This is a genomic window from Variovorax guangxiensis (genome assembly GCF_003952165.1).
Taxonomy (GTDB): Bacteria; Pseudomonadota; Gammaproteobacteria; order Burkholderiales; family Burkholderiaceae_C; genus Variovorax; species Variovorax guangxiensis.
Map to the genome: position 1 here is coordinate 1 of NZ_RXFT01000025.1, position 14,603 is coordinate 14,603.

The 14,603-nt window shown below is 68.5% G+C and carries 16 protein-coding genes; 5 read left to right on the forward strand and 11 right to left on the reverse strand.

Features of this window, described 5'->3' with window-relative positions; translation table 11 throughout:
• Nucleotides 1-24: 24 nt before the first annotated feature.
• The 8 genes from EJP67_RS32520 to EJP67_RS32555 all read right to left on the reverse strand — a co-directional run bounded on the left by EJP67_RS32520 (nucleotide 25) and on the right by EJP67_RS32555 (nucleotide 7,145).
• Entirely contained in the window at nucleotides 25-471 is a 447-nt protein-coding gene (locus tag EJP67_RS32520; RefSeq protein ID WP_126025841.1) for a MaoC family dehydratase, read from the reverse strand.
• Between the two features lie 53 nt (nucleotides 472-524).
• The gene (locus tag EJP67_RS32525) at nucleotides 525-1,658 is read right to left on the reverse strand and encodes a thiolase family protein (protein ID WP_126025842.1); all 1,134 of its coding nucleotides are present in this window, start codon (nucleotides 1,656-1,658) and stop codon (nucleotides 525-527) included.
• A 93-nt stretch (nucleotides 1,659-1,751) separates the two neighbouring features.
• On the reverse strand, nucleotides 1,752-2,327 hold the full coding sequence (locus EJP67_RS32530; RefSeq protein WP_126025843.1) for a TetR/AcrR family transcriptional regulator: 576 nt from the start codon (nucleotides 2,325-2,327) through the stop codon (nucleotides 1,752-1,754).
• A gap of 76 nt (nucleotides 2,328-2,403) precedes the next feature.
• Complete coding sequence (locus EJP67_RS32535; protein WP_126025844.1) at nucleotides 2,404-3,396, reverse strand: Bug family tripartite tricarboxylate transporter substrate binding protein; 993 nt, start codon at nucleotides 3,394-3,396, stop codon at nucleotides 2,404-2,406.
• Between the two features lie 52 nt (nucleotides 3,397-3,448).
• Nucleotides 3,449-4,429, reverse strand: coding sequence for a Bug family tripartite tricarboxylate transporter substrate binding protein (locus tag EJP67_RS32540; RefSeq protein WP_240650853.1), 981 nt, complete (start codon nucleotides 4,427-4,429; stop codon nucleotides 3,449-3,451).
• Entirely contained in the window at nucleotides 4,426-5,211 is a 786-nt protein-coding gene (locus EJP67_RS32545) for a DUF72 domain-containing protein (protein WP_126025845.1), read from the reverse strand. Before EJP67_RS32545 ends, EJP67_RS32540 begins: the two co-directional genes overlap by 4 nt.
• A complete protein-coding gene (gene xerD, locus EJP67_RS32550) occupies nucleotides 5,186-6,100 on the reverse strand; it encodes a site-specific tyrosine recombinase XerD (protein WP_126025846.1) in 915 nt (304 codons plus the stop codon). Before xerD ends, EJP67_RS32545 begins: the two co-directional genes overlap by 26 nt.
• Before the next feature lie 70 nt (nucleotides 6,101-6,170).
• Nucleotides 6,171-7,145: a tripartite tricarboxylate transporter substrate binding protein BugE gene (locus EJP67_RS32555; protein WP_126025847.1), complete on the reverse strand. Its 975-nt coding sequence runs from the start codon at nucleotides 7,143-7,145 to the stop codon at nucleotides 6,171-6,173.
• Between the two features lie 103 nt (nucleotides 7,146-7,248).
• Between EJP67_RS32555 and EJP67_RS32560 the strand changes: the two genes are divergently transcribed.
• Nucleotides 7,249-8,166, forward strand: coding sequence for an AEC family transporter (locus EJP67_RS32560; RefSeq protein ID WP_165909770.1), 918 nt, complete (start codon nucleotides 7,249-7,251; stop codon nucleotides 8,164-8,166).
• A 56-nt stretch (nucleotides 8,167-8,222) separates the two neighbouring features.
• On the opposite strand, the gene EJP67_RS32565 is transcribed toward EJP67_RS32560, so the two are convergent.
• Both EJP67_RS32565 and EJP67_RS32570 read right to left on the reverse strand, forming a co-directional pair.
• A complete protein-coding gene (locus EJP67_RS32565; RefSeq protein WP_126025849.1) occupies nucleotides 8,223-8,975 on the reverse strand; it encodes a sulfite exporter TauE/SafE family protein in 753 nt (250 codons plus the stop codon).
• A gap of 33 nt (nucleotides 8,976-9,008) precedes the next feature.
• The gene (locus EJP67_RS32570) at nucleotides 9,009-10,277 is read right to left on the reverse strand and encodes an MFS transporter (protein ID WP_126025850.1); all 1,269 of its coding nucleotides are present in this window, start codon (nucleotides 10,275-10,277) and stop codon (nucleotides 9,009-9,011) included.
• Between the two features lie 89 nt (nucleotides 10,278-10,366).
• Here EJP67_RS32570 and EJP67_RS32575 point away from each other — a divergent pair, with 89 nt between their 5' ends.
• The 4 genes from EJP67_RS32575 to EJP67_RS32590 all read left to right on the forward strand — a co-directional run bounded on the left by EJP67_RS32575 (nucleotide 10,367) and on the right by EJP67_RS32590 (nucleotide 13,615).
• Nucleotides 10,367-11,245, forward strand: a complete 879-nt coding sequence (locus tag EJP67_RS32575; protein ID WP_184641316.1) for an AraC family transcriptional regulator — start codon at nucleotides 10,367-10,369, stop codon at nucleotides 11,243-11,245.
• 83 nt (nucleotides 11,246-11,328) lie between these two features.
• The gene (locus tag EJP67_RS32580; RefSeq protein WP_126025851.1) at nucleotides 11,329-12,063 is read left to right on the forward strand and encodes a phosphatase PAP2 family protein; all 735 of its coding nucleotides are present in this window, start codon (nucleotides 11,329-11,331) and stop codon (nucleotides 12,061-12,063) included.
• Nucleotides 12,064-12,158: 95 nt separating this feature from the next.
• Nucleotides 12,159-12,410 carry an acyl carrier protein gene (locus tag EJP67_RS32585; protein WP_126025852.1) on the forward strand — a complete coding sequence of 84 codons (252 nt, stop codon included), beginning with the start codon at nucleotides 12,159-12,161 and terminating at the stop codon, nucleotides 12,408-12,410.
• The gene (locus tag EJP67_RS32590) at nucleotides 12,407-13,615 is read left to right on the forward strand and encodes a beta-ketoacyl-[acyl-carrier-protein] synthase family protein (protein WP_126025853.1); all 1,209 of its coding nucleotides are present in this window, start codon (nucleotides 12,407-12,409) and stop codon (nucleotides 13,613-13,615) included. Before EJP67_RS32585 ends, EJP67_RS32590 begins: the two co-directional genes overlap by 4 nt.
• Here EJP67_RS32590 and EJP67_RS32595 read toward each other — a convergent pair.
• Nucleotides 13,612-14,529 carry a LysR substrate-binding domain-containing protein gene (locus EJP67_RS32595; RefSeq protein WP_126025854.1) on the reverse strand — a complete coding sequence of 306 codons (918 nt, stop codon included), beginning with the start codon at nucleotides 14,527-14,529 and terminating at the stop codon, nucleotides 13,612-13,614. The genes EJP67_RS32590 and EJP67_RS32595 overlap by 4 nt on opposite strands.
• Nucleotides 14,530-14,603: the final 74 nt, after the last annotated feature.

A 14,603-nucleotide genomic window follows, 5' to 3' on the forward strand; every position in this document is an offset into this window, starting at 1 on the left:
CGCCGCTCTTCTTTCCTCTTCGGCTCAGGCCGGACGCGCCTGCACCACCAGCTTCGGCATGAAATGCTGGAGTACGTCGCCATGCTGGTTGAGCGTCTGGCAACGCATCGCCACCATCGCGCGGCCGGGTTTGGAGCGCGAGGGCACGATGTCGACGACCTCGCCCTCCACATGCAGCACGTCGCCGGGCCGCGTCGGCTTGGGCCACTGCAGTTCGCCGCCCGAACCGATGATTCCGTCGGCCAGCGGAAGGCCGCTTTCGACCAGCAGCTTCATCGTGAGCGCGGCCGTGTGCCACCCGCTCGCCGCGAGGCCGCCGAAGAATGTGCTCTTGGCAGCCTCTTCGTCGGTATGAAAGGGCTGCGGATCGAATTGCTGCGCGAAGGCCTTGATCTGCGCCGCGTCGAGCGCGTGCTCCGCGCTCTTGAAACGGTCGCCGACCTTCAGGTCTTCGAGATACAGCTTGGCCATGGGGTCTCCTTTGTCGTGGGTGGCGATCGTCATTCTCGCGGGCGGCGCGGCCTTCAGACGCGCTCGAGGATCGTCGCGATGCCCTGCCCTCCGCCGATGCACTGCGTCGCCAGCGCATAGCGGCCGTTCTCGCGTGCCAACAGCGACGCCGCCTTGCCGGTGATGCGCGCACCGGTCGCGCCCAGCGGATGGCCGATGGAAAGGCCGCCGCCATCGAGGTTGATCTTCGCCGGATCGAGCCCGAGGTCGCGGATGCAGGCCAGCGCCTGCGAGGAGAAGGCTTCGTTGATCTCGATCACGTCGAGGTCGGCCGCGCTCAGGCCCGCGCGCGCCAGCGCCTTGCGCGTGGCCGGGATCGGGCCGATGCCCATGATCGCCGGGTCCACGCCCACGGTGGCGAACGAGCGGATGCGCGCCAGCGCCTTCAGGCCGTGCTTCGCCGCGAATTCGTCGCTGGTGACGAGCACTGCCGCCGCGCCGTCGGTCAGCGGAGAAGAGGTGCCTGCCGTCACCACGCCGTCAGGACGGAACGCGGGCTTGAGATTCGCCAGTGCCTCGGCGGAAGTGGTCGGGCGGATGCAGCCATCGGCATCGACCACATCGCCCGAAGCCAGGCGCACCGGCACGATCTCGCCCGCGAGCCGCCCCTGCGCGCGCGCCTCGGCCGCCTTGCGGTGCGACTCCACCGCGAAGGCCTCTTGGTCGGCGCGGCTCACGTTCCAGCGCTGCGCGACGTTCTCGGCGGTCTCGCCCATCGAGATATAGGCGTCGGTGTTCTCCTTGAGCTCCGGGCTCGGCGAGAAGTTGAAGCCGCCCTGCGGCACCATCGTCATCGACTCCACGCCCACGCACAGGAACGCATCGCCCATGCCCGCCTCGATCTGCGCGGCGGCGATGTGCACGGCCTGCATCGACGAGCCGCAGAAGCGGTTGACCGTCATGCCGCCCACCTCGTGCGGAAGGCCGGCCAGCAACCCGACGATGCGCGCGAGGTTGTTGCCCTGCGAGGCCTCGGGGTAGGCGCAACCGAGGATGACGTCTTCGAGCAGCGCGGGGTCGAGGTCGGTGCGCTGCAGCAGGCCGCGCACCACGCCGGCGGCCAGCGTGTCGGGGCGCACCTCGGCGAGCGCGCCTTTCTTCGCGAAGTGGAACGGGGAACGGGCGTAGGCGGAAATGACGGCTTTCATGGATGCTCTCCAGCAGTGTTGACTACCTTCCAATCGGTAGGCTTCAAGGTCGAAAAATAGGCACGCCGCAGCGTGCCCGCACAAGACCGGCGCTCAGGCCGGCAATGAACTCCTCAGTTGGGCGATGGCGTCGTCGAAATCCTCGACGCGGCCCGTCATGCGCGCCGACAGCAGCGCGCCCTGGCAAACGGAAAAAACGTAGGCAGCCAGCGAAGCCACCGAGGCGCCGGTCTTGCGCTCCGTCATCAGCGCGCCCAGCACGCCGGTGAGCCACGTCACCTGCGTGTTGCGCAGCTCCTGCACGGCAAGGCGAAGCTCGTCGTTGATGACGCCCCAGCCGGGAGCCACCGCCCCCGCGGGACACATGCCCGAGCCGGCCCTGAGCGTGTTGCGGTACATGCGGAAATACGATTCGAGCGCGTCCTTCGGCTCGCGCGCCCGGGCGGCGTCCCAGTCCTTGAAGCCCTGCGTGGCCCCGCGGATCACCGCGACGCCCAGCGCCTCCTTGGTCGGGAAGTGGTGGTACAGGCTGGCCTTGCGCACGCCGACCGCGTCGGCCACGTCCTGGAAGCTGAAGCCCAGGTAGGAACGGGTTTCGATGAAGCCGCGCGCCACCGCGAGGATCTGCTCGCGGGTGCTGCCGGCGGCGAGTGCTGTGGCGTTGGTCATCTACCTACTATAAGGTAGGCAAGGCCAAGCCACAAGCCGGAGTGTCATCCAGGCGTCAGCGCGCCTTTGCGGCTTTTCAATCGGCCTTGATGCCCGCCGCCTTGACGATGCGCCCGTTGCTCTCGAACTCGCTGGCGATTTCCTTCGCGAACGCGGCCGGGGTGCCGCCGGTCGGCACGTTGTCGGTGGCCGTGAGCTTGGCGCGCAGCTCGGGGGTGGCCAGCGCCTTGTTGATCTCGGCGTTGTACTTCGCGACCAGCGCCGGCGGCGTGCCCGCCGGCGCGAACACGCCGAACAGCGAATTGATGTTCGCCGCCTTGTAGCCCAGCTCACCCAGCGTGGGCACCTGCGGGAGGCTGTCGAGCCGGGCTGGGGCACCCACCGCCAGCGGGCGCAGCTTGCCCGACTGGATGTGCGAGGAGAGCGTCGGGCTCGCGTTGGTCGAAAGAATCTCGAACTGCCCGCCGATCGCGTCGTTGAGCTGCTGGCCGCCGCCCTTGTAGGGCACGTGGGTGATGTCGACGCCGGCCGCAGCGCGCAGCTGCTCCAGCACGATGTGGCCCAGCGAGGCCGGCCCCGAGGTAGCCCAGCGCACCGCGCCCGGATGCGCCTTGGCATCGTCGATGAGAGCGCGGAAGTCCTTCGCCTTGCTCGCCGGCGTGGCGATCAGCAGCACCGGCGAATACATCACGCTGGCCACAGGCGCCACGTCCTTCAGCGCGTCGAAGGGCAGCTTGCCCAGGTGCGGGCTCAGCACGAGCGGGCTGATGGCCGAGAAGCCCAGCGTCGCACCGTCGGGCGCGGCCTTGGCGACGGCGTCCATGCCGATGGCCCCGCTCGCGCCCGCGCGGTTGTCGACGATCACCGTGACGCCTATCTGCGCCGCGAGCCGGTCGCCCAGCGCACGCGCGACCACGTCGCTGACGCCGCCCGCCGGATAGGCGACGATGAGGCGCACGGTCTTGGGGACGGTTTGCGCGAAGGCGCCGGATGCGGCGCACAGCGCGGCGGCGGCGAGGAGTCGGGTCGCCGTGCGGCGCGAGGGCTTCGGGGAAGCGAGGAAATTCATGGTGTCGTGTGTGGCAGCCCGTGTCGTCTGCCTGCTTGCGTGATGGATGGCGTCAGTCCAGTTGCAGCTTGCGCTCCTTGATCAGCCTGGACCACTTCTCATTGTCCGCCTTCACGAAAGCCGCGAACTCGGCCGGCCCGAGCGAATGCACCTCGGCCCCCGCCGTCGCGAACTTGGCCTTGATCTCGGGCTGCGCCAGCGCCCTGGCCAGCTCGCCGGAGAGCCGGTCGACGACTTCCTTCGGCATGTTGGCCGGCCCCACGAGCCCCTGGAAGCCGACCGACTCCATGCCCGCCAGCCCCAGTTCCTTCACCGTCGGCACATCGGGCAGCTGCGGGTCGCGCGCCGGGCCGGTCACCGCCAGCGCCTTGAGCTTGCCACCCTTCACCTGCGGCAGCAGCACGCTGCCCGCGTCGATGAGGATCTGCGTCTGCCCGCCGATCAGGTCCTGCACCGCGGGGGCGCTGCCCTTGTACGGCACGTGCGTCATGTCGAGGCCGGTCACCTGGTTCATGAGCTCGCCGTTGAGGTGCGTGGAGGTGCCGTTGCCGCCCGAGGCGAAGTTGACCTTGCCCGGCTGGCCCTTGGCCCAGGCGACGAACTCCTTGAGGTTCTTCGCCGGATGGTCGGGCCGCGTCACCGCGATGTAGCTGCCCTGGCTGATCTGGCCGATGTAGGTGAACTGCCTGATCGGGTCGTAGGGCGGCTTGCTCTGCAGGTACGGCGCGATGGCGAAGGGCCCCGTGTTGGCCAGCAGCAGCGTGTAGCCGTCGGCGGGCTGGCGCGTGAGCTCGGTGGCCGCGATCATGCCGCTCGCGCCGGGCTTGTAGTCGACCACGAGCTGTTGCTTGAGCGCCTCCTGCAGCGGCACCTGCACCGTGCGCGCCGCGAAGTCGATGCCACCGCCGGGCGGATAGCCGACGATCAGGCGGATGGGCTTGGCGCCCGGAAAGGCCTGGGCGGCGGCGAGGCCGGCGGCTGCGGCCATTGCAAAGCCGAGCCCAAGGCCGGCGCAGAGTCTGTTGAATTTCACGTTCCGTCTCCTCTTGTCGATGATTGATTTTCCAGCAGCCGCCGCAGCGTCAGCGCGTTGCCCGTGGCCTCGCCGCCGGCCGTGTTGTCGAACACGCACCAGCACTGCGCACCCTCCTCTTTCGCGCGCTGCAGCCGCCGGGCGAGGCGCGCGAGCAGTTCCTCGTCGTAGGCGGACCAGTAGCGCCGCGGCGAACCGTGCAGGCGCAGATAGACAAGGCCCGACCAGCCGCCGGGGGCCGCGGCTTCGTCGAACAGCACCGGGTCCGCGAGCACGCGAGCCACTTCGAAATCCGACAGGAGCCCGTCGGCCTGCGACGTGAACCAGCTGCGATGGCGCGGCTCCAGCACCACCGCGCCCCGGTGCCTGTGCCGCAGCGCGGTGAAGAAGCCGCGCACCGCTGCAGCATCGAACGCCAGGCTGGGCGGCAACTGCACGACCAGCGCACCCAGCTTGCTGCCGAGGCCCTCGACCTGCGCGGCAAACGCCTCGAAAGCCGGCATCGCACCGACCAGCCGGTGTTCGTGTGTCACCGTCTTGGGCAGCTTGACCGCGAAGCGAAACCCTTCGGGCGTGCTCGCGGCCCAGCGCTCGTAGGTCTCGCGCCGGTGCGGCCGGTAGAACGAGGAGTCGATCTCGACCGCGTCGAAGCGCTGCGCATAGCGTTCCAGGTGCGAGCCTTCGGCCGGAAACACCGGCCACAGCGCGCGCGGCAGGCTCCATCCGGCGCAGCCGATGCGCCAGTCCTGCGAAGGCTCAGCCGCGCGGATGGTGCTGCGCATGCAGCTGCTTCAGGCGCTCGCGCGCCACGTGCGTGTAGATGGTCGTCGTCGAGATGTCGGCGTGCCCCAGCAGCAGTTGCACCGCGCGCAGGTCGACGCCGTGGTTCAGCAGGTGCGTGGCGAAGGCGTGGCGCAGCGTGTGCGGCGACAGCGGCACATGGATGCCCGCCGCGGTCGCGTGCTTCTTCACGATGATCCAGAACATCACGCGCGTCATGCCTGAGCCGCGCGCCGTGACGAACAGGTCGGGCGTCTGCTGGCCGTCGAGGATGGCGGGGCGCGAATCCTCCAGGTAGCGCTCGATCCAGCGCCTCGCCTCGGCGCCGAAGGGCACCAGCCGCTCCTTGCTGCCCTTGCCGAGCACGCGCAGGACGCCGTCGTTGAGGCTCATGTCGGTGGCCTTGAGTGCCACCAGCTCGCTCACGCGCAGGCCGCTGGCGTACATCAGCTCCAGCATCGCGCGGTCGCGCAGGCCCAGCGGCGAATCGACGTCGGGCGCGCCCAGCAGGTCGTCGACCTGCTTTTCGGAAAGCGTCTTGACGGCCCTCGGCATCTGCCGCGCCGGCATGAGCCGGATGCTCGGATCGGCCGCGATGCGCCGCTCGCGCAGCGCCCAGCGGTAGTAGCGCTTGAACACTGTGAGCCGGCGGTTCGCCGACGTGGCCTTGCCCTTGGTCGACAGGCGCGCGCCCATGTAGGCCTGCAGGTCGGTCTCCTTCGCGGTGTCGAGCGCGGTGCCGCTGCGCTGCGCGCCGAGCCACTGCGCGAACAGCGTCAGGTCGCGGCGATAGGCGGCCAGCGTGTTTTTCGAGAGTCCATCCTCCAGCCACAGTGCGTCGATGAAGTCGTCGATCCCGGGTGTGGTCTGCGTGGCTGCCTCTGTGCTCATGCCTTGCAAGATAACAAAAAGAAAAAGCCGCCCGGCATGCGGGCGGCTTCCCTGGTGCGAGGAGCGATCCTCAGTCGAGCTTCAGGTTCTGCTTCTTCACGACCTGCTTGTACACGTCGTATTCGGCCTTGATCTGCGCTGCGAACTGGTCGGGCGTGTTCGCCACGATCAGCGAGCCCGTGTCCTCGATGCGCTTGCGCACCGCCGGTTCTTCCACGGCCTTCTTCACGCCCGCGCTGATCTTGTCGACCACTTCCTTGGGCAGGCCCTTCGGACCGAGGATGCCGTAGTAGGCCATGCGGTTCACCGGCTCTAGGCCCACTTCCTTGAAGGTCGGCACGTTGGGCAGTGCAGCCAGGCGCTGCGGCGCCGACACCACGATCGGGATCAGCCGGCCGCTCTGGATGAAGGGCATGGCCGAGGGGATGTTGTCGAACATGATCGGCACCTGGCCGGCCACCACGTCGTTCAGCGCCGGGCCCGCGCCGCGGTACGGGATGTGCGTGACGAAGGTGTTGGTCAGACTCTTGTAGAGCTCCATCAGCAGGTGGCCGATGCCACCCGTGCCCGACGAGGCGTACGAGTACTTGCCGGGGTTCTTCTTCAGCTCGGCCACGAACTCGGCGTAGTTCTTGGCCGGGAAGCTCGGGTTGACCGCGATGATGTTCGGCGTGGCCGCGATGTTGATGATCGGCGTGAAATCGTTGATCGGGTCGTACGGCGTCTTCGGGTTGATGGCCGGGTTGGCCGCCGTGCTCGACACCGTGGCGATGCCGAGCTTGTAGCCGTCGGGCGTGGCACGGGCGGTCTCGGCCGCACCCACGATGCCGCCGCCGCCGGCGCGGTTGATCACCACCACCGGCTGGCCCAGCACCTTGCCCAGCGGATCGGAAATCACGCGCGCCACGATGTCCGTCGTGCCGCCCGGTGCGAACGGCACGCTCAGTTCGACGGGCTTGTTGGGATAACCCTGCGCAAAGCTCTGACCCGCGACTGCAAGCAGTGCCGCGGCTCCCACCATCGCGCTCCATTGACGACGTTGCATCAAAAACTCCTTGTTCTGGCTGTATGTCGAAAAAACGAAGCCCGGATGCTAGCGGCTCGGGGGCCGTATCCGTGCTCTGGATTACCCATGGTCAGGGAGGTTTATCCTCGAAGCGGTGAACTACGCGCAGCTGCTCTTCCCCGACTTCTCCCTCATCGCCATCGGCTGGCTCCTTTGCCGCTACACCGCCCTCGACCGCCGCGTGTGGGACCAGGTCGAGAGTCTCGTTTACTACTTTCTATTTCCTGTGCTGCTGTTCCACTCGATCGTGCGCAGCCCGCTCGACTTCGGGGCGACATCGAGCCTGCTCACCGCAGGTGTCGGCGTGGGCGTGTGCGGCATCGTGCTGGCCTATGCCCTGCCCTTCGTTCCGGGCCTGCGCACGCACATCGACCGGCGCGACCACGCGGCGAGCGCGCAGATTGCCTTTCGCTTCAACTCGTTCATCTGCCTGGCGCTGGCGGAACGGCTCGGAGGCTCCGAGGGGCTGCTGCTGATCGCGGTGCTGATCGGCGTGTGCGTGCCGATCTTCAACATCGCGGCCGTGTGGCCGATGACGCGGCATGCGCAGACCGGGTTCGTGCGGCAGCTGGTGCGCAATCCGCTGATCGTTGCGACCGTGGCGGGGTTGCTGGCCAATGTGCTGGGGCTTACCGTGCCCACTTGGGCCACGCCTACGTTGACACGGATCGGGGCTGCTTCGCTGGCGCTCGGCCTGCTGGCTGCGGGGGCAGGGATGAAGTTTTCTACCTTGGGAGCGGGGAAGGTGCTGGCCGTGTCTGTGCTGGCCATCCGGCATCTGTTGCTGCCGTTGGTGGCCTGGGGGCTGGCTCGGGCGCTTCGGCTCGATGCTGCGCAGGGTGCTGTGTTGATGGCTTTCTCTGCTGTGCCTACTGCTTCCAGCGCTTATGTGCTGGCTGCTCGCATGGGGTACAACGGGCCTTATGTGGCTGGGTTGGTGACTTTGTCTACCTTGCTGGGGGTTGTCAGCTTGCCGTTTGCTTTGGCTTTGCCTCGGTGAGGGCTGTTGGGTGTTTGCTTCCCGCGGCCGGGTCTCGGCCCCGGGGAAGGAATCGCTCAGCTACGAGAAAGCAAAGCCGGAACAGCAGAAGCCAACAGCGCAACCCCGGAAGCAGTCAACAACCCCAAAACAATCTTCCGGAACACAATCTCACTGATCCCGATATAAAGCCGCGCCCCCAATAACACAGGCACAGCCACCGCCACCGCCACCACCCCCAGCAAAGGCAAGAGAGAACGCCCGATATTCCCGCTGAACAGGTGGATGCCGAACGCCACCAGCAACATCGACAGATTGAAGTTCTGGATCACCGCCCGCTGCGTATCCCGCTGAAACCCGCGCAACGTGCACCACAGCGTGGGAATGGTCCCCGAGAACCCGCCGATCCCGGCCATCGCACCGCCGATGGCCCCTGCAACCCCATCGGCGACGCGCCCGCCGAACGAAAGCTTCGGCAGATGCTGCGACATCAGCATCGCCGGGCACCACAGCACCAACAGTAGCCCGAGGCACAGCTTGAAGACGACGAGATCCAGATGCGGCAGCAGCCAGACGCCGAAGGGCACGCCCACCAGTCCGCCAAGCAGGAAAGGCCAGAGAACGCTCTTGTCGAAGGACCGCCGCACGGTGACCGCGGCGATCACCTGCCCCGTCATCGCGCCGAAGAGCGCGAGCAAGGCCGCGAGCTGGGGCTCCAGCGTCCAGGCCCAGACGGACATCGCCACCATGCCGAACGCAAAGCCGGAGAGGCCCTGCACGAAACCCGCCAGCACGGCGCCGACGATCACATAGACATACAGGGCTTGCATGCGGCCGATGATATCGGCCGGGGTTCTTCAGCTTCAGGCCGGCACGAGCGCCGTGCGCCGCACTCGGCGCACGTTGAACGCGCTGGCGATGAGCACGCCCTGCACCAGCGCCAGCCCCACGATCACGCTCGTGTACTGGCCGTGGTCCATCAGCCGGCCGAACACCAGCGGCGCCACGGCCTGCCCGATGTCGAGGCCGGCGTAGACCACGCCGTAGACACGGCCGGTGGCATTGGGCGGCGTCGACTTCTTCACCAGCAGGTCGCGCGAAGGCCCGGCGACGCCCGAGACGAAACCCATCGCCCCGAAGAGCGCCGGCACGATGACCGGCGGGAAGTCGGCAAAGGCCAGCAGCAGCGCCAGCGCGGCGGCCAGGCCGAAGCCCACGCCCACGATGCGCTCGCAGCGCGACGGATCGGATGCCAGGAAACCGCCAGCCACCATGCCCACCGCGCTCGCCACCATGTAGACAGTGAGGCACACGGCCACCAGCGCCACGGGCACCGCGTGAAGGTGCCCCGCGGCCACGGGCGCGAAGGTCTGCACCACGCTGATGACCACGGCATAGAAGAAGAAGAAACCGAAGCACATCCACACGGCCGGGATGCGCAGGAAGTCGAACTCGCCACCGGCGGGCGAGGACTCGCCCTGTCCAGTGGCCTTGTGCACGGCCGCGGCGTCGAGCGACAGCACGCTGCGGTAGATCCACAGCACCAGCAGCACCACCAGGGCAACCGCGCCCGCCGAAGCCAGCGCCACGCGCCACGAGAAGGCAATGGCGATAGGCACCACGAAGGCCGGCGCCAGCGCCCAACCCAGGCTGCCGGTGATGCCGTGCACGCTGTAGGCATGGCCTAGGCGCGTGGGCGCGACCTTGCGGTTGAACAGCGTGTAGTCCACCGGGTGGAACACGCCGTTGCCGATGCCGCCGACCACCGCGCACACCAGCAGCATCCAGTAGCTCTGCGCCAGGGCATAGCCGAAAGCCGCCAGCCCCAGCGCCCCGAGCCCCACGAAGAGCACCGGCCGCGGACCCAGCTTGTCGACGATGAAGCCCGAAGCCGCCTGCACGATGCACGAGACCACGAAGAACACCGTGAGCACCGCGCCCAGCTCGACATAACTCACGTTGAACGCGTCCTTCAGCCACGGGAACAGCGGCGCCAGGATGAGCTGGCTGAAGTGGCTGACCGCGTGGGCCAGGCCGACCAGCCCGATCAGCTTGGCGTCGGTGCCCAAGGTATTGGAAGAAGGCGGGGAAGCGGGGGCAGAAGCGGCGCTCGCGGGCGAGTTGGAAGACATGGATTGCTACAAAAAAACGGGGCAGGCACCGATGCTATGCGCCGGGGAAGCGGCAGAATGGCGATACAGCGACAACATTTGTCGAAACCATGCCAAGCGCCGCCTCACCCCCCTCCAGGAGCGCCGCGACCGCCGCCAGGCTGCGCGGGCCCACCCCGATCAACAGCGTGGCCTCCCTCACGCCGCACCTGTACGCGCCCGACGCGGTGCGGCCGTTGCGCGCCAAGGAGCACTTCCTGAGCGCCGACACGCTGGTCGAGCTGCACGAGCACCCGTGGCCACAGCTCACCTTTTCCACCCGCGGCGTGATCCGCCTGAGCACCCAGGACGGCAGCTACATCGTCCCGCCCTCTCGCGCGCTCTGGGTGCCCGCCAACATGCCGCACAGCATCACGCTGATCGAAGATGCCGAACTGCGCACCGTCTACCTGCACGCCTGGATCGCGCCCTCCTGGGAGAAATGCGAGGTGCTCGAGATCAGCCCGCTGTTGCGCGCATTGATGCTGGCGCTCGACACCACGCCCGACGGCCTGCCGCCGGCAGACGTGCACGCGCCGCAGCGCGAGCGGATGATCGCGCCGCTCCTGGTCGACGAGCTGGAGCGTGCCACGCAGATCCGCATCGACGTGCCGCTGCCCACCGACAAGCGCCTGCGCCAGCTCTGCGAGACGCTGCTGCGCAACCCGGCCGACCGCGCCACGCTGGCCGAGCGCGCCGCCGCCATCGGCGCCAGCGAGCGCACGGTGGCGCGCCTGTTCCGCGACCAGCTCGGCATGAGCTGGCAGCAATGGCGCCAGCAGGCCGTGATGGCGCACGCGCTGCCGCTGCTGGCGCGCGGCATGGCGGTGAGCCAGGTGGCTGCCGCCAGCGGCTACGCCACCGACAGCGCCTTCTGCGCGATGTTCAAGGCCGCCACCGGCCGCTCGCCCACCTCGTTCCAGCACCGCAAGCGGCCCGCGCCCGCCTGAGCGGCGCGCCCCGGGCAACCGGGGTATCGAGGGATGGATGCTTCACGTCGCTCTGGCAAGATCGGCGCCCGACAAGCAACACCATGCACTCACCGATCCCCCTGCATCTGGCGCCCGGCGCCCAAGCTTCCACCTGGACCGCCGACATCTGGCTGCGCGTGCGCCGGCATTTCCTGCTGAAGGCGGTCGGCACCACGGTCTTCACCTGGCTCTTCTTCATCGGCTACTTCCACCTGCTGCGCAATCCGTCCTTTCCGGTCGAGGTGATGCCGCTGACGCCGCTGGACCGCCTGCTGCCCTTCCAGCCCTACCTGCTGGGGCCGTACCTTTCGCTATGGGTGTACGTGGGCATCGCGCCGGGGCTGCAACTGACCTTCCGCGAGCTGGTGGTCTACGGGCTGTGGATCGGCGGGCTGTGCATCACCGGCCTGGGCATCTTCTACTTCTGGCCGACCCAGATACCCCCTTTGGCCATCGATGCCTCCGGCTACCCAGGCTTCACGATGCTGCAGGGCGTGGACGCGGCCGGCAACGCCTGCCCTTCGATGCACGTGGCGGTGGCCATCTTCACGGCCATCCGCATCGAGGACGTGCTGCGCGAAACCCGCACCCCCGCCGGGTGGCGGGTGCTGAACTGGGCCTGGTTCGCCGCCATCGCCTATTCGACGCTGGCGGTCAAGCAGCACGTGGCGCTGGACGTGGCCGCCGGGGCGCTGCTGGGTATGGCTTTCGCCCTGCCCTCGATGCGCTGGAGGCCGGGCGCCCGGCAGCGGGACGATGTCCCTCACTTGGGAGCGGATATCATCCGTAAACACTGACCACTCACCACTGGCCGACGAGGAAGGGATCGATTGACTCAAGGACCGCACAGGGCGGCGATCGATCGGCGGCACACGACGACAGGCATTGCACGATGAGTTCGCTGAAGGAATTGCAGGACCTGATCCACGAGAAGTACGGCATCGAACCGTCGAAGCTCGATCCCCACGCCTCGATGCGTGAAACCGGCGGACTCGATTCGCTGGCGCTGGCCGAATTTCTGTTCGCCATCGAAGACCACTTCGGCATCGTCATGCCCGACGAGGACGCGAGCATCGACACCCTGGCCGAACTGTCCGTGCTGGTCGACAAGGTCAGGGCCGAGAAGGCCGCGTCGGCGTCGTGAACCACGAAGTCGCCGTCACCGGGCTGGGCGTCGTGGCGCCGCACGGCGACGAGCCCGGCGCACTGTTCCAGGCCCTGCTGCAGGGCCGGTCGGCCATACAGCCCGTTTTCCCTGAACTGCCCAAGCCGGCGGCGGCGGCCACCGTGGCCTTCGACGAGACCCGCTGGTTCACCAAGCTGCAGCTCGCCGGCGTCGACCGCGTGAGCCAGCTGGCCGTGGCGGCCGCCGACATGGCGATGCGCGACGCGGGCCTCTCGGTATCCGATGCCGACCCCGAGCGGGTGGGCGTTTTCTCGGGCTGCGGCATGGGCGGCGCCGCAGCGCTCGAAGCGGCCTATCGCGGCAACGGACGCGTCTCGCCGCTCACCATCCCCGCCTTCATGCCCAATGCGCCGGCCGCCCACGTGGCGATGCGCCAGGGCGTGAAGGGCCCGGTGCTCACCTACTCGGTCGCCTGCGCCTCCTCTTCTGCCGCGATCGCCGAGGCGGCCAAGGCCGTGCAGCGCGGCGAGGTCGACATCGCCATCGCCGGCGGCAGCGAGGCGCTGATCGTGCCGGGCGTGGTGGTGGCCTGGCAGGCGATGCAGACGCTGGCCGGCTTCCAGCCCGGCGAAGCGGCTGGCGCGGTGCGGCCCTTCGCCACCGACCGCAGCGGCTTCGCCCTGGGCGAAGGCGCGGCCTTCCTCGTTCTCGAATCCGCCGAGCGCGCTCGCGCACGCAACGCCCGCAGCTACGCCACGCTGGCCGGCTGGGGCCTCAGCAGCGACGCCACCCATCTCACCAAGCCCGACGCTCCAGGACAGGCCCGCGCGCTGCGCGCCGCCCTGCGCCAGGCCGGGCTGCAGCCGCGCGACGTGGGCTACTGCAACGCGCACGGCACGGCCACGCGCATTGGCGACGTGGTCGAGCGCAACGCGCTGGCCGATGTGTGGGGCGACGACCTCGACAGTCTGCGCGTGAGCTCGACCAAGGCGCTGCATGGCCACATGCTGGGCGCGGCCGGCGCCATCGAGGCACTCATCACCGTGATGGCGCTGCAGCAGCGCCAGCTGCCGCCCAACGCCAACTGCCGCGAGATCGATCCGGAATGCCGGATGAACCTCGTCATGCAGGACGACACGGCGGCACCGGCGCTCGAAGCCGCCATCAGCAATTCCTTCGCCTTCGGCGGCACGAACTCGGTGCTGCTCTTCCGCCGGGCCTAGGCGGCCTTCAGCTCACGCGGCGCGGCCTGCGCGGCCGCCGCGCGCAGCCATGCCACGAAGGCGCCGACCAGCGCGTCGTCCGTGCGGCTGGGCGCCACGAAAACGCTGTAGCCCCGGCTCGAGGGCGCACGGTGCGGACAGGCCAGCACCAGCTCGCCCGAACGCAGCTCGCGCTCGACGAAGTAGTCAGGCACCAGCCCCACGCCCAGGTCGGCACGCACAGCGGCGACCAGCGAGGAGAACAGGTCGAAGCGGTGCCCCGCCACCAGGTTCTCGGGCGCGCGCAGATGCGGGGTCTGGCCGAACCACTCTTCCCAGGCCCCCATGCGCGTGCGCAGCTGCAGCAGCGGCGCCGCGCGGAAATCGCCGCGCGCCATGGCTGCCCGCCCCTTCGCGTTGGGCGAGCACACGGCAACGCAGGATTCGCCCATGAGCGGCAGCGCGTTCGCGCCCGGCCATACCGCATCGTCGTACTGCACGCCCACGTCGAAGGGCTGGTCTTCCATGTAGAGATGCGTGGGAAACACCTGCAGATGCAGGCTGCAGCCAGGGTTCTGCCCGATGAACTCCGGCAGGCGCGGCGTGAGCCAGCCCTCGGCGAGCACCGGCACGGCGCCCACCAGCAGCCGCAGGCCGTCGGTGCGCTGCGCCATGGCTTCGAGCGTGTGGTTCTGCAGGCGCAGCAGGTCGCCCGAGATCTGGCCGTGATAGCGCCGGCCGGCCTCGGTGAGCTCGGTGCCGCGCGCGGTGCGCTGTACCAGCCGCACGCCGATCTGCGTCTCCAGCTGGCGCAGCTGCTGGCTCACCGCGCTGTGCGTGAGGCACAGCTCCTCCGCAGCCTTGCCGACGCCATGGTGGCGGGCCACCGCGTCGAAGATCAGCAGCGCGCGGGTGCTCGGAATATGGCGGCGCATGAGGGCTTCGTTAGAAAAACTGACAACGCGGCAGATTAAACCAGAGCACGCGCCTAACACAGCCATAAGAATCG

Bases quoted from the DNA above. Each gene is read 5' to 3' on its own strand.
- EJP67_RS32520 (WP_126025841.1), bottom strand. From the start codon at position 471: ATGGCCAAGCTGTATCTCGAAGACCTGAAGGTCGGCGACCGTTTCAAG.
- EJP67_RS32525 (WP_126025842.1), bottom strand. From the start codon at position 1,658: ATGAAAGCCGTCATTTCCGCCTACGCCCGTTCCCCGTTCCACTTCGCG.
- EJP67_RS32530 (WP_126025843.1), bottom strand. From the start codon at position 2,327: ATGACCAACGCCACAGCACTCGCCGCCGGCAGCACCCGCGAGCAGATC.
- EJP67_RS32535 (WP_126025844.1), bottom strand. From the start codon at position 3,396: ATGAATTTCCTCGCTTCCCCGAAGCCCTCGCGCCGCACGGCGACCCGA.
- EJP67_RS32545 (WP_126025845.1), bottom strand. From the start codon at position 5,211: ATGCGCAGCACCATCCGCGCGGCTGAGCCTTCGCAGGACTGGCGCATC.
- xerD (WP_126025846.1), bottom strand. From the start codon at position 6,100: ATGAGCACAGAGGCAGCCACGCAGACCACACCCGGGATCGACGACTTC.
- EJP67_RS32555 (WP_126025847.1), bottom strand. From the start codon at position 7,145: ATGCAACGTCGTCAATGGAGCGCGATGGTGGGAGCCGCGGCACTGCTT.
- EJP67_RS32565 (WP_126025849.1), bottom strand. From the start codon at position 8,975: ATGCAAGCCCTGTATGTCTATGTGATCGTCGGCGCCGTGCTGGCGGGT.
- EJP67_RS32570 (WP_126025850.1), bottom strand. From the start codon at position 10,277: ATGTCTTCCAACTCGCCCGCGAGCGCCGCTTCTGCCCCCGCTTCCCCG.
- EJP67_RS32575 (WP_184641316.1), top strand. From the start codon at position 10,367: ATGCCAAGCGCCGCCTCACCCCCCTCCAGGAGCGCCGCGACCGCCGCC.
- EJP67_RS32580 (WP_126025851.1), top strand. From the start codon at position 11,329: ATGCACTCACCGATCCCCCTGCATCTGGCGCCCGGCGCCCAAGCTTCC.
- EJP67_RS32585 (WP_126025852.1), top strand. From the start codon at position 12,159: ATGAGTTCGCTGAAGGAATTGCAGGACCTGATCCACGAGAAGTACGGC.
- EJP67_RS32595 (WP_126025854.1), bottom strand. From the start codon at position 14,529: ATGCGCCGCCATATTCCGAGCACCCGCGCGCTGCTGATCTTCGACGCG.